We start from the raw sequence: 13,258 nt of genomic DNA, 5'->3' as shown, positions 1-13,258 counted from the left end.
TTGAGGTAAAACTAATGGCCGGTATTAATATTTGGCAATTGTTAATTATTGCTGTGATTGTTGTTCTCCTGTTCGGAACAAACAAACTCCGTACCCTGGGATCTGATTTAGGCGCATCCATCAAAGGCTTTAAAAAAGCCATCGGTGATGACGATCAGAACAAAGCAGATACAACAACAGCCGGAAAAGACGCGGATTTTGAACAAAAAAATATCGCAGAAAAGAAAGCTGATTCAGCTGAGCAGCCAGAGAATAAAAACAAAGAGCAGGTATAACCCGTGTTTGACATCGGTTTTGGTGAACTGATCTTAGTATTGGTTATCGGACTTGTGGTTCTGGGACCTGAACGCCTTCCGGTTGCTGTAAAGACAGTAGCCGGCTGGATCCGTGTGATGCGTTCAATGGCTGCCAATGTGCAAAATGAGCTGACCCAGGAACTCAAACTTCAGGAGTTGCAGGATAACCTGAAAAAAATGGAAGAGCAGGCCGGTAAAGCCATTTCACCTGAATTGAAGGCATCGATGGATGAACTGAAAGAAGCAGCGGATACATTACGCCGCTCTTATCAGGAACCGGCAGATACACTGAAAAAGCAGCTGGATCCGGAAGCACTGGCTGACCGGGAACTTGACATCCCGTCTGCCCGCCCGGCATCCGCCGGTTCTCCGGCGGCGGAAAATCCGGCAGCACCATCCCCGGCTGCTGCAGACGAAATCCCTGCCCGCCCGTCACCGGAAGTCAGTGATACAGAACCTGCACCGTCACCGGTAACTGCTGCTGCGTCAGATTCACAGAAACATTAATAGATTACGGTAAAAGTACGTTATGGCTGTTGAAGACACGCAACCGCTGATCACTCATTTAATCGAATTACGAAAACGCATTCTCAACAGCCTGATTGCAGTCTTTGTTGTGTTTGTTGCGCTGGCGTATTTCTCAAATGATATCTATCAGCTGGTATCCTCGCCGTTGGTGAGCAAACTGCCGCAGGGCTCGAACATGATCGCAACGGATGTTGCGTCACCGTTCCTGGCGCCGATTAAGCTGACCATTATGGTCTCTATTTTTATTTCGGCACCGTACATTCTGTACCAGGTCTGGGCTTTTATCGCACCGGCACTGTATAAGCATGAACGCCGCTTATTAATGCCGCTGCTGTTTTTCAGCACTGTGCTGTTTTATATGGGGATGGCATTCGCGTATTTTGTTGTCTTCCCGCTGGCGTTCGGGTTCTTTACCTCGACAGCACCGCAGGATGTGGTCATTGCAACAGATATTAATAACTATCTCAGCTTTGTCATGGCGCTGTTTATGGCGTTTGGTATCTCCTTTGAGGTGCCGATTGCCATTATTCTGTTGTGCTGGAGCGGTGCGACGACCGTTGCCTCACTAAAGCAGAAACGGCCTTATATTCTGGTCGGGGCTTTTGTGGTGGGGATGCTGCTGACACCACCGGATGTGTTCTCGCAGACGCTGCTGGCTATCCCGATGTATCTGTTGTTTGAAGTCGGTGTGTTCTTTGCCCGTTTCTATGTACCGCGCAGTAAAGAACAACCGCAGGATGAAGAAGCCGAAGAGTAACGCGATACTGCTTCAGGTAAAAACCGCCTTAACAACAGGGCGGTTTTTTGTTTCCGGGGGGAGGAAAATACTCAGCGTTTCCGGATAAAGCTGGTGTTATCCACTTTTTTGGTCAGTTCTTTACTGATCAGCGTCAGCAGCAGCACCGAACGGGTGTCACCGTCCGGTTCCTGATAAATCGCTTCCAGGCCTTTAAACATCCCTTCAGTAATTTCCACAGTATCTCCCGGTTGCGGTACATTTTGCTCCGACAGACTGATACATTCGGCATTTTTCAGCTCTTCAATCAATGATGCGGGAACAACCGCAGGCAGCGGCCCGAAACGGACGAAATGATTGACGCCGCGCGTTGAGTTAATCGTGGTTGTATGAATAATTTCGGGATCAAAAGAGATAAACAGATAATTCGGGAACAGAGGCTCATTGACTGTCACACGTTTGCCCCGAACCACTTTTTCAATGTTCGCCATCGGTGTCAGGCATTCCACCTGCTGCCGCTGCAAATGTTCCATTGCCCGCGGAAGCTGTCCGCGTTTGCAGTACAATAAATACCAATCCTTCATTACGCTATCCAACACAAACGGGGCTTATATAAAGCCTGATAATAACAAATTTGTTTTACTATGAATGCAACAAATGGCTGTTTAAGATAAATGAGTGTGAATTCAGTCCCTTATTTGAGTTGCTTTTTACCGTAGAATGATGTCATTTAATGGGTTATAAACTGATTATCATATTTATAATGACAGAATAATAAGGGCAATGTCGATGGACATTTTTTTACTCAGTAACGGCAAACTTTCCGGTAACCCGCAATGGCTCAGTTATGCACAGGATCGCATCCGGATAATGATAAAAACCCGCGGGATCCGCTCTGCAGTGCTGATTGCCTATGCGGTTATCCGCGCTGATCACGACCAGCGTGCCCGTGAACTCTCTGAAGCGCTGGGGATAGATGTTACCTGCATCGACCATTTTGATTCCCCGGTTCAGGCTGTCGAAAATGCGGAATGTATTCTTGTCAGCGGCGGAAATACCTGGCTGCTGAATCAATTGCTGCATGAAAATGGCCTGGTTGTGCCGATCCAGCGCGCGGTTCGTGAACGAAATATCCCGTATATCGGCTGGAGTGCCGGGTGTAACGTTGCCACGCCGAGTATCCGGACCACCAATGATATGCCGGTACGTAACTGTGTGGTGATGCCGTCTCTGGGGCTGTTCCCTGTTCAGATTAACCCTCACTATATTGACGCGGTGATCAGCGGCCATATGGGTGAAACCCGTGATGAGCGGATTGCGGAATTCTGTGCCATCAATCCGGATGAGATTGTTGTGGCGCTGCGTGAAGGCAGTGGTTTCCATATCACCGGAAATGAGCTGCACTACTTCAGCGGCAAAAATGAAGGATTCAAACTCTTTCAGCACAACAAAACATTCCCGGAACAATTCGATACCAGTGCTCTGGCAGACCGGGTTCCGTTCTGCTGCTGCTGATCCCTGTACTTGTAACAGTGGGCGGGATTCCTATAATGGAGTCCCTTCCACCTGCTGACAGATTAATAACATAATGAAATATCGGGACCTGAGAGATTTTCTCACCATTCTGGAAAGTCAGGGCGAGCTTAAACGGATCAAAACTGAAGTCGATCCTTACCTCGAAATGACGGAAATTGCGGATCGCACACTGCGTGCGGGCGGCCCTGCATTGCTGTTTGAAAATCCGAAAGGTTATTCAATGCCGGTGCTCTGTAATCTGTTCGGCACAACCAAACGGGTTGCGATGGGAATGGGGCAGGAGGATGTCAAAGCGTTGCATGATGTCGGTAAACTGCTGGCTTTCCTGAAAGAGCCGGATCCGCCGAAAGGGTTCCGTGACCTTATCGATAAGCTGCCGAAGTTTAAGCAGGTTCTTAATATGCCGACCAAGCGGCTGAGTTCCGCGCCGTGCCAGGCACATGTTTTCACCGGCGATGATGTGGATCTGACAAAAATCCCGGTTATGCACTGCTGGCCGGATGATGCGGCACCGCTGATCACCTGGGGACTGACCGTCACCCGCGGGCCGTTTAAAGATCGTCAGAATTTGGGCATTTACCGCCAGCAGGTGCTGGGGAAAAATAAACTGATTATGCGCTGGTTATCGCATCGCGGCGGCGCACTCGATTTTCAGGAATGGTGTCAGGCACACCCGGGAGAGCGTTTTCCGGTTGCGGTGGCGCTGGGTGCTGATCCTGCGACAATTCTCGGCGCGGTGACGCCGGTTCCGGATACCTTGTCCGAGTACGCCTTTGCCGGATTACTGCGCGGTAATAAGTCAGAAGTGGTCAAATGTATCTCGAATGATCTGGAAGTTCCTGCCGGTGCGGAGATCATTCTTGAAGGGTATATTGAGCCGGGTGAAACTGCACCGGAAGGGCCATACGGGGATCATACCGGTTATTATAATGAAGTGGATGATTTCCCTGTCTTTACGGTCACTCATATTACCCAGCGTGATGAGCCTATCTATCACTCAACCTATACCGGTCGTCCGCCGGATGAACCGGCAACACTGGGTGTGGCGCTGAATGAAGTGCTGGTGCCGATTCTGCAGAAGCAGTTCCCTGAAATTGTGGATTTTTACCTGCCGCCGGAAGGGTGTTCATACCGCCTGGCCGTTGTCACCATGAAAAAGCAGTATGCGGGACATGCAAAGCGGGTCATGATGGGAGTCTGGTCGTATTTACGGCAATTTATGTACACTAAATTTGTTATTGTCTGCGATGATGATATCAATGCCCGTGACTGGAATGATGTGATCTGGGCGATCACGACCCGGATGGATCCGGCCCGGGACACTGTCATGATGGAAAATACCCCGATTGACTATCTCGATTTTGCATCTCCGGTATCGGGGCTGGGGTCGAAGATGGGACTGGATGCAACAAATAAATGGCCCGGCGAAACCTCGCGCGAGTGGGGCAAACCGATTGTTATGACCGATGAAGTCAGACAGCGTGTTGACGCCATATGGGACGAATTAAATATTCTCGATAATTGAGGGAGCACATGGCAACGTTAAACTGCAAAGTTACCTCTGTTGAATCTATAACGGATACGGTATACCGCATAAAATTATTACCGGATGGTGATTTTTCATTCAAAGCCGGGCAATACCTGATGGTGGTGATGGATGAACGGGATAAGCGCCCGTTCTCAATGGCATCCGCGCCGTCATCCCGGCAGGAAATTGAGCTGCATATCGGTGCATCTGAATTTAATCTTTATGCGATGGCGGTGATGGATCGGATCCTGGATAACCGGCGGGTGACTATTGATATCCCGCACGGCAACGCCTGGTTCCGGGAAAACAGTGACGCACCCATGCTCCTGATTGCCGGAGGAACCGGTTTTTCTTACACCCGTTCTGTTCTGCTGGCGGCCCTGGAAGAAAATCCGCAGCGTGATATCACGTTTTACTGGGGTGCCAGAGAGCATGTTTATCTCTATGACCTCGGTGAATTGCAGGCGCTCGCCGAAACACATCCGAACCTGAAAATTATCCCTGTTGTTGAACAGCCGGATGATACCTGGCGCGGACGAACCGGTACGGTGCTCAGTGCGGTTCTGGATGATTTTGGTTCACTGGCCGGAAAAGATATCTATATTGCCGGCCGGTTTGAAATGGCTAAAATCGCCCGTGAGCGTTTTTGCCAGGAACGCGGTGCGGATGCTGATCGTCTGTTTGGTGATGCATTCGAGTTTATTTAAAGAAAATCCCGCCCCCTGACGGCGGGAGAATGCTGATAACAGGTCAGCCAAACGGTTAAAGCAGTGTCAGCGACGTTCTTGTGTGGTGAGATGAAGCAGAAAACGTCGCTGTTATTTATAACGTTCTCAGTGATCAGCCACGGACACGTTCAATCACGGTTGCTATCCCCTGACCAAAACCAATACACATCGTTGCCAGCCCGAATTGTGCATCCCGCTGCTCCATGACCGTCAGCAGTGAATTAATGATCCGGGTGCCGGAACAGCCGAGAGGATGCCCGAGTGCAATCGCGCCGCCATGCAGATTCACTTTGTCATCATAACAGTCAGATAATCCCATACCCTTCAGGCAGGCAAGTGCCTGTGCCGCAAATGCTTCGTTCAGTTCGATAACATCAATATCTGCCAGCGTTAGCCCGGCCTTTTTCAGAACTGCCTGTGTTGCCTGTACCGGGCCGTATCCCATCAGTGCCGGTTCACAGCCGGTAACACTCATCGCCCGTACCACTGCCCGCGGAGATAAACCATGTTCACGGGCATAGTGCTCCCCGGCCAGCAGCGTTACTGAGGCACCATCTGAAATTGCAGAGGAGTTACCGGCGGTAACCGTACCGCTGACCGGATCAAATACCGGACGCAATGCGGCCAGCTCGGTAAGGCTGCCGTTATCGCGGACGGTTTCATCCCGGGTGGCAATGACAGGTACTCCGGCCTGGTTATGCCCCTGAACCGGGTGGATTTCACGGCTGAATCTGTTGTCCCGGAATGCCTGTGCGGCCCGCTGATGTGAACGCAGAGCAAATTCATCCTGTGACTCACGGCTGACAGAAAATTGCCGCGCCAGTGCTTCGGCGGTTAATCCCATCATGCCGGACGCTTTGGCGGTGTGCAGTGCGGCAGCCGGATTGATATCGATACCGTGTGTCATCGGGATATGACCCATATGTTCAACGCCCCCTGCAAGTACCAGTTTACCGTCACCGGTCTGAATCAGACGGGCAGCATCATGCAGCGCCTGCATCGATGAACCGCACAGCCGGTTAACGGTAACCGCCGGCACCGTATGCGGAATATCTGTCAGCAGGGCGGCATGACGGGCGATATTAAACCCCTGTTCGCCGGTCTGCTGCACACATCCCCAGATAATGTCATCAATATCAGCCGCATTGATATTGTTACGTTTTATCACCGTACTCATCACTTCTGCTGAGAGAGTTTCTGCCCGCACATGCCGGAAAATACCGTTTTTTGAACGTCCCATTGAGGTGCGGAGACCATCAATTATCATGACTTTTCCCATATAAACCTCACTGTGCAGTAACAAGGTGACTATCCGGTTGCGGATAATAAGGTGTGTTATTAACAGCATGTGCCCGCAGACTGTCCGGAATGGCATAAAGCGGACTCAGTGCGCTGTATTGCGCTGCTTTTTCACAGAAAGCGCGGGTGCCGGTATCATCCAGATAACGGAAAATACCGCCCCGGAACGGCGGAAAGCCAAGACCGTAAACCAGCGCCAGGTCTGCTTCGGCCGGGCTGCTGATTATGCCTTCCTCGTAGCAGCGGATAACCTCGTTCACCATCGGAATCATCAGGCGGTCGATAATCTCGTCCGCGGTAAAATCGCGGGGTGTTCGCTCCAGTGGTGCAAGAACTTCTTCGAACTGTTCATCGGGCTGTTTCTGCAGGCGGCCTTTGCCGTCATCAGTATGGCGGTAAAACCCGAGACGGCTTTTCTGCCCCAGTCGTTTCAGTCCGGCAAACAGACTGATGACATTGCGCTCTTCAACGACCATCCGTTCCGGATAGCCCTCAGCCATCACATGCTGTACATGATTGGCGGTATCCAGCCCGACAACATCGAGCAGCAGCGCCGGTCCCATCGGCCAGCCGAATTCCTGTTCCATCACACGATCCACAGCTTTAATATCCGCACCGGCGGACACCAGCAGAGAAAACGCGTTCAGATACGGAAACAGTACGCGGTTGATAAAAAACCCAGGGCAATCCCCCACCACAACGGGGGTTTTTCCCATTTTGTGGGCATAGTGCACCACAGCGGCGATTGTGTCGTCTGATGTTTTCTCTCCCCGGATTACTTCAACCAGCGGCATTTTAGGTACGGGATTGAAAAAATGCATTCCGCAGAAATTGTGCGGGCGTTTCAGCACCTGAGCCAGTTCACTGACAGGGATCGAAGAAGTATTTGATGTCAGAATACAGTGTTCGCTGACCTGTTGTTCAATATCGGCCAGCACTTTTTGTTTGATGGCTTTGTTCTCAACAACCGCTTCAACCACAATATCGCAGTCACTGAGTTCATTATCATGGCGGACGGGGTGGATAGCGGCGCGTATCCCGGCGGCCTGAACCAGTGTCATTTTTCCTGACTGACACTGTTTTTCCAGCAGCTTTACCGTTTCATCAATACCGGCCTGCAGGGCTGCAGGCTGAATATCTTTCAGGTGTACCGGAATGCCGCTGTAAGCGGACTGATAAGCGATACCGCCGCCCATAATGCCTGCGCCGATAACGGCAGCGTGTTCCGGTGCATCACGTAACGCGGTCTGCCGGCGGGTAAGACCTTTGACATATTGTTCATTCAGGAAAAGAGAAACCAGGGCGCGGGCGGCCCGTGTCCGGGTCAGCGGAACAAAATGGGCCGTTTCGCAGAGTAATGCCTCATCACGGGGTAATCCGGCTCCGGCTTCTATTCCGTTTACTGCCGCCATCGGCGCGGGGTAATGTTTACCTGCTTTTTGCCGGACAAGGGCTTTGGCTGTGATTAAACTCATCTGCAGTTCTGCCGGGCGTAACTGCAACGCCGCTTTTTTCTGCCGTCGCCGTGCCTGCCAGTCCATCCGGCCACTGATGGCCTGTTCCAGCAGTATCAGTGAGCCGTTAATCAGTTCATCATCCTGCACAATACCGTCTGTCAGACCTAGTTTCAGTGCTTCCCCGGCAGTCACGATTTTTCCCTGTGTGATCAGTTCAAGGGCATTATCACAACCAATCAGGCGGGGCAGACGGACTGAGCCGCCGAAGCCCGGCATTATCCCGAGTTTGGTTTCCGGCAGGCCGATACGCAGATCGTCAGTGGCGAGGCGGTAGTCTGTTGTCAGTGCGCACTCACACCCGCCGCCGAGTGTGAATTTCCGCAGTGCAGCGACAGTAGGCACAGGCAGATCTTCAATCCGGTTAAACAACCGGTTGGCAAAATTCAGCCATTCGGTGAGTTGTTCGTCCGGCGCATTAAACAGTGTAAGAAATTCTGTAATATCTGCGCCCAGGATAAAGCTTTCTTTGGCGGAGGTAATAATCAGGCCTTTCAGCTGTGGTATTTGTTCAAGGCAGGCAACGGCTTCATCCAGTGAGGCAATTGTCCGGGTATCCAGTTTATTTATCGCTCCCTGCGCATCAAAAACAAGTTTTGCAATTCCCTCTTTTTCCCAGCTGACCTTCATTGATTCACTGTGATAAAGCATACGGTTCTCCTTAAATATCGCATCGCTCCGGTAAAGGATGAGAACACCAGGTGGTATGACCAGATGGGGTAATTGTGATTTTTTTGTTAACAAAAGCAAATGAAATGATGATTTTTTGCGCTGAAGATCACGCAAAATGTCTCAATATGCAGAAACAGAAAAGAAAAACGTCGTGACGCGCCGAAGATTCCCGGTAAATAACCGGGGATGACATAGCCTGCCATATCCATCATCGCGGAGATCATGCTAAGCTTTTGTCACTATCATAATGAAAAAAGGTTAATTCCCATGGAAAAAATGGCATCCCTCTACCGTGAGTATATCGCAACATTATTACAGCGGACCCGCGATATTCTTGCGCGCGAGAAACTGGACTCGTTACTGATCCACTCAGGTGAACCGATACGCATTTTTCTCGATGATCGTGACTATCCCTTTAAAAGTAACGTGCATTTTAAAGCATGGGTGCCGGTCACTGATGTACCGCATTGCTGGCTGTGGACTGATGGTGTGAATAAGCCGAAGTTATGGTTCTATTCCCCGGTTGATTACTGGCACAGCGTCGAGGCGTTACCTTCTTCTTACTGGACAAACGATGTTGAGGTTATCCATCTGAAGAATGCCGGTGATATTGCCTCCATGCTGGCTTCACAGGATAAAATCCGTACTGCGTATATCGGGCCGAATACTGATCGTGCCGCAGCGCTGGGGATCAGCAGCAATCATATTAACCCGAAAGCGGTGCTGGATTTCTTTGCGTTTCATCGTTCATATAAAACAGATTACGAACTGGCCTGCATGCGTGAAGCACAAAAAATGGCGGTTAACGGGCATCTTGCCGCCCATGAAGCCTTTTTATCCGGCCTGAGTGAATTTGATATCAATATGGCGTACCTGATGGCAACCGGCCATCGTGATACTGATGTACCGTATGACAATATTGTTGCTATTAATGAAAACGCCGCTGTTCTGCACTACACCAAACTGAATAAAAACACACCACATACACGGCACAGCTTCCTGATTGACGCCGGAGCCGAATTCAATGGTTATGCCGCTGATTTAACGCGGACGTATGCTGCTGATGCTGACAGCGATTTCGCACAACTGGTCTCTGATCTGAATGATGAGCAGCAGTCACTGATCGGTGATATTAAAGCCGGGGTCCGCTATACCGATTACCATATTCAGATGCATCACCGCATCGCGAAGCTGCTGAAAAAACATAAGATCATCACCGGAATGTCTGAAGAAGCAATGGTCAGTGAAGGGGTAACCACACCATTCCTGCCGCATGGTCTGGGGCATCCGCTGGGTCTTCAGGTTCATGATGCTGCCGGGTTTATGCAGAATGATCAGGGTGAGCATCTGGCAGCACCGGAAATGTATCCGTTCCTGCGCTGCACCCGTATTCTGGAGCCGCGTATGGTGCTGACAATCGAGCCGGGACTGTATTTTATTGAATCTCTGCTGGCACCGTGGCGTGAAGGTAAGTTCAGTCAGCATTTTGACTGGAAACGTATTGAGCAGTTTAAACCTTGTGGCGGCATCCGCATTGAAGATAACATTATTATCCATGACAACAGTGTGGAAAATATGACGCGGGATCTGAATCTGCCGTAATGAAATCGTACCTTATACCGGCTGAGCCGGTTACGTTTACTGAAGAGATAAAAAAAAGCCGTTTCATCACCCTGTTGCAACATACGGACGGGGTGGATGAAGCAAAGCAATTTATCCAGTCTGTCAAAGATGAATATCCCGATGCCCGGCACCATTGCTGGGCATTTGTTGCGGGGCGTCCGGATGATTCGCAGCAACTGGGTTTTTCTGATGACGGTGAGCCGACCGGAACCGCCGGTAAACCGATGATTGCACCGCTGCTCGGCAGCGGCATCGGGGAAATTACGGCGGTGGTTGTCCGTTATTTCGGCGGAATAAAATTAGGCACCGGCGGGCTGGTCCGTGCATACGGCAGCGGGGTTCAGCAGGCACTGAAATTGCTGGTGACGAAAATCAAAATCCCGCAGGTGATATGTGAAATAACCTGTGATTACAGCTTTATCAGCCAGGCAGAATTAGTGGTCCGGCAGGTGGATGGCACGATAATCAACAGCGATTTCGGTGCGGATGTGACGTTACGTATCTCGATTCCTGCTACCTTACTGAGTGAGGTTAGTGATAAATTACGTGACCTGAGCCGGGGGATGTTTGAGCTTAAATGCCCTGATGACACCACCGGAAACTGATTTCTGAGGACTCTGCTGCAATGCATTTTCGCGCCATAACCCGTATTGTCGGGTTACTCGTCATTATTTTTTCTGTCACCATGATCATTCCCGGGATTGTGGCGCTCATCTATAAAGACGGTGCAGGTAAAGCATTCAGTCAGACATTCCTGGCGGCACTGATTATCGGCCTGCTGCTCTGGATCCCGAACCGTAATAAAAAAAGTGAGTTAAAGCCGAAAGAAGGTTTTCTGATTGTGGTGCTGTTCTGGACAGTGCTGGGCAGTGTCGGGGCATTACCTTTTATTTTTTCTGAGCGTCCGAACCTGTCGGTGACCGATGCGTTTTTTGAATCATTCTCCGGGTTAACCACAACGGGAGCCACCACACTGGTCGGGCTGGATACACTGCCCAAAGCGATTTTATTCTACCGGCAGATGTTACAGTGGCTGGGCGGGATGGGGATCATTGTACTGGCTGTTGCTATCCTGCCGCTGCTGGGTGTCGGGGGAATGCAGTTGTACCGGGCGGAAATGCCGGGGCCGCTGAAAGACAATAAAATGCGCCCGAGGATTGCGGAAACGGCAAAAACGCTCTGGCTGATTTATGTGTTCCTCACCATCGTCTGTGCAATTGCTCTCTGGTTTGCGGGGATGGATGTTTTTGATGCGATATCTCACAGCTTTTCCACTATCGCCATCGGCGGATTTTCCACCCATGATGCCAGTATCGGTTACTTTAACAGTCCGGCAATTAACACCATCATTGCCATTTTCCTGCTGATCTCGGGCTGTAACTATGGCCTGCACTTTGCAGTACTGACCGGACGCAGCCTGGGCGTCTACTGGCGTGATCTGGAATTCAGGATGTTTATTTCCCTCCAGCTTGTGCTGGTCGTGATCTGTGCGTTGGTTTTGTGGAAGTTTGATGTCTATGCTACGGAGGGACAAACCCTCAACCAGGCATTTTTCCAGGTTGTCTCAATGGCGACAACCGCCGGGTTCTCCACTGACAGTTTCTATAAATGGCCGTTATTCCTGCCGATGCTGTTGCTGTGTGCCGCATTTGTCGGCGGATGTGCGGGGTCGACCGGTGGTGGTCTGAAGGTTATCCGTATTATGCTGCTGTTCCTTCAGGGCGCACGTGAACTGAAACGCCTTGTGCATCCGAATGCGGTTTACACTATCAAACTGGGCCGCAGGGCATTGCCGGAACGCATTATCGAAGCTGTCTGGGGATTTTTCTCCGCTTATGCGCTGGTCTTTGTGGTCAGTATGCTGTTACTGATAGCGACAGGTGTTGATGAATTTTCCGCTTTCTCTGCGATAGCCACCACACTGAATAATCTGGGACCGGGGCTGGGAACGCTGGGTGAGAACTTTACTACCCTGAATCCGGGCGGAAAATGGATCCTTGTCGTGACGATGTTATTTGGTCGTCTGGAAGTCTTTACTTTGCTGGTATTGCTGACGCCGACGTTCTGGCGTGATTAACGGAGTGTTTCATGTCGTACTTGTTGCTTTATTCCGGCCATGACGGGCAGACAAAAAAAATCATTACTGAAATTGCCCTGCATCTGCGCAAAGCAGGAGCAGAGTGTGATGTCCGATCTTTGCAGGATAATCAGCCGCTGAATCTGGCACCGTATGAGAAGGTGCTGGTCGGGGCATCTATCCGCTACGGTCACTTTAACCGCGCGCTGGATAAATTCGCGAAGTTGCACGTAGTGCAGCTGAATCAGATGAAAACCGCTTTCTTCGGCGTAAACCTGACAGCCCGCAAGCCGGAGAAACGGACACCAGAGACAAATGTGTATGTCCGGAAGTTTCTGGCCGCAACCCCCTGGAGGCCGACCATCTGTACGGTATTCGCCGGGGCATTACTGTATCCGCGTTACGGCTGGTTTGACCGGATGATGATCCGTCTGATTATGAAAATGACAAAAGGTGAAACGGATACCACCAAGGAAGTGGAATACACGGATTGGCAGCAGGTTGAAGCCTTTGCTGCTGAGTTTGTTCAGATTTAAAGCAAATCACCGGGATTTTGCCGGATAAAACACCGTTGTGGTGAAAAAAGTGGCGAACAGAAAAAAAGTTGAAATAAACACTTGTCTTCTGAAAGCGACTCCCTATAATGCACCTCCACTGACACGGAACAACGCGCTAACACGCGGTCCGGCAGGAAAAAAGAGACGGCAGATAAGAAATTATT

14 protein-coding genes are annotated in these 13,258 nt (G+C 50.5%); 10 read left to right on the top strand and 4 right to left on the bottom strand.

Going from position 1 to position 13,258, the window contains the following annotated elements:
* Positions 1-14: 14 nt before the first annotated feature.
* Genes tatA through tatC form a run of 3 tightly spaced genes read left to right on the top strand, consistent with a single transcriptional unit; the run spans position 15 to position 1,581 of the window.
* The gene (gene tatA / locus N7387_RS16265) at positions 15-275 is read left to right on the top strand and encodes a Sec-independent protein translocase subunit TatA (protein ID WP_024475177.1); all 261 of its coding nucleotides are present in this window, start codon (positions 15-17) and stop codon (positions 273-275) included.
* A gap of 3 nt (positions 276-278) precedes the next feature.
* Positions 279-803, top strand: coding sequence for a Sec-independent protein translocase protein TatB (gene tatB / locus N7387_RS16260; RefSeq protein WP_279800290.1), 525 nt, complete (start codon positions 279-281; stop codon positions 801-803).
* A 22-nt stretch (positions 804-825) separates the two neighbouring features.
* Positions 826-1,581 carry a Sec-independent protein translocase subunit TatC gene (gene tatC / locus N7387_RS16255; protein WP_072872463.1) on the top strand — a complete coding sequence of 252 codons (756 nt, stop codon included), beginning with the start codon at positions 826-828 and terminating at the stop codon, positions 1,579-1,581.
* Positions 1,582-1,652: 71 nt separating this feature from the next.
* Here tatC and rfaH read toward each other — a convergent pair whose 3' ends face one another.
* Entirely contained in the window at positions 1,653-2,144 is a 492-nt protein-coding gene (gene rfaH, locus N7387_RS16250; RefSeq protein WP_262863084.1) for a transcription/translation regulatory transformer protein RfaH, read from the bottom strand.
* A gap of 205 nt (positions 2,145-2,349) precedes the next feature.
* Between rfaH and pepE the strand changes: the two genes are divergently transcribed.
* The 3 genes from pepE to fre all read left to right on the top strand — a co-directional run bounded on the left by pepE (position 2,350) and on the right by fre (position 5,331).
* Positions 2,350-3,075: a dipeptidase PepE gene (gene pepE / locus N7387_RS16245; protein ID WP_279800289.1), complete on the top strand. Its 726-nt coding sequence runs from the start codon at positions 2,350-2,352 to the stop codon at positions 3,073-3,075.
* A gap of 73 nt (positions 3,076-3,148) precedes the next feature.
* Positions 3,149-4,621, top strand: a complete 1,473-nt coding sequence (gene ubiD, locus N7387_RS16240; protein ID WP_262860242.1) for a 4-hydroxy-3-polyprenylbenzoate decarboxylase — start codon at positions 3,149-3,151, stop codon at positions 4,619-4,621.
* An 8-nt stretch (positions 4,622-4,629) separates the two neighbouring features.
* Entirely contained in the window at positions 4,630-5,331 is a 702-nt protein-coding gene (gene fre / locus N7387_RS16235; protein WP_262860241.1) for an NAD(P)H-flavin reductase, read from the top strand.
* A gap of 133 nt (positions 5,332-5,464) precedes the next feature.
* Here the strand turns inward: fre and fadA are convergent, their stop codons facing one another.
* Entirely contained in the window at positions 5,465-6,631 is a 1,167-nt protein-coding gene (gene fadA / locus N7387_RS16230; protein ID WP_279800313.1) for an acetyl-CoA C-acyltransferase FadA, read from the bottom strand.
* A 7-nt stretch (positions 6,632-6,638) separates the two neighbouring features.
* Entirely contained in the window at positions 6,639-8,816 is a 2,178-nt protein-coding gene (gene fadB / locus N7387_RS16225; RefSeq protein WP_279800287.1) for a fatty acid oxidation complex subunit alpha FadB, read from the bottom strand.
* 288 nt (positions 8,817-9,104) lie between these two features.
* On the opposite strand from fadB, the gene pepQ reads away from it, so the two are divergent.
* From pepQ to hemG, 4 genes are read left to right on the top strand one after another with little or no spacing between them, the layout of a single operon-like run.
* Positions 9,105-10,439 (top strand): Xaa-Pro dipeptidase, encoded by a 1,335-nt coding sequence (pepQ, locus tag N7387_RS16220; protein ID WP_279800286.1) that lies wholly within the window; start codon positions 9,105-9,107, stop codon positions 10,437-10,439.
* A complete protein-coding gene (locus N7387_RS16215; RefSeq protein ID WP_279800285.1) occupies positions 10,439-11,065 on the top strand; it encodes an IMPACT family protein in 627 nt (208 codons plus the stop codon). The genes pepQ and N7387_RS16215 overlap by 1 nt, the downstream gene beginning before the upstream one ends.
* 20 nt (positions 11,066-11,085) lie before the next feature.
* Positions 11,086-12,537 (top strand): Trk system potassium transporter TrkH, encoded by a 1,452-nt coding sequence (gene trkH / locus N7387_RS16210; protein WP_025154668.1) that lies wholly within the window; start codon positions 11,086-11,088, stop codon positions 12,535-12,537.
* Between the two features lie 11 nt (positions 12,538-12,548).
* Positions 12,549-13,073, top strand: a complete 525-nt coding sequence (hemG, locus tag N7387_RS16205; protein WP_279800284.1) for a menaquinone-dependent protoporphyrinogen IX dehydrogenase — start codon at positions 12,549-12,551, stop codon at positions 13,071-13,073.
* On the opposite strand, the gene N7387_RS16200 is transcribed toward hemG, so the two are convergent.
* Positions 13,070-13,258 (bottom strand): hypothetical protein (locus N7387_RS16200; RefSeq protein ID WP_279800283.1); only part of this gene is annotated, 189 nt, incomplete at its 5' end. The genes hemG and N7387_RS16200 overlap by 4 nt on opposite strands.

Origin of the sequence: Morganella sp. GD04133, from assembly GCF_029835375.1 — a bacterium.
Taxonomy (GTDB): domain Bacteria; phylum Pseudomonadota; class Gammaproteobacteria; order Enterobacterales; family Enterobacteriaceae; genus Morganella; species Morganella morganii_B.
This window is presented reverse-complemented; position numbering and strand designations above follow the sequence as displayed.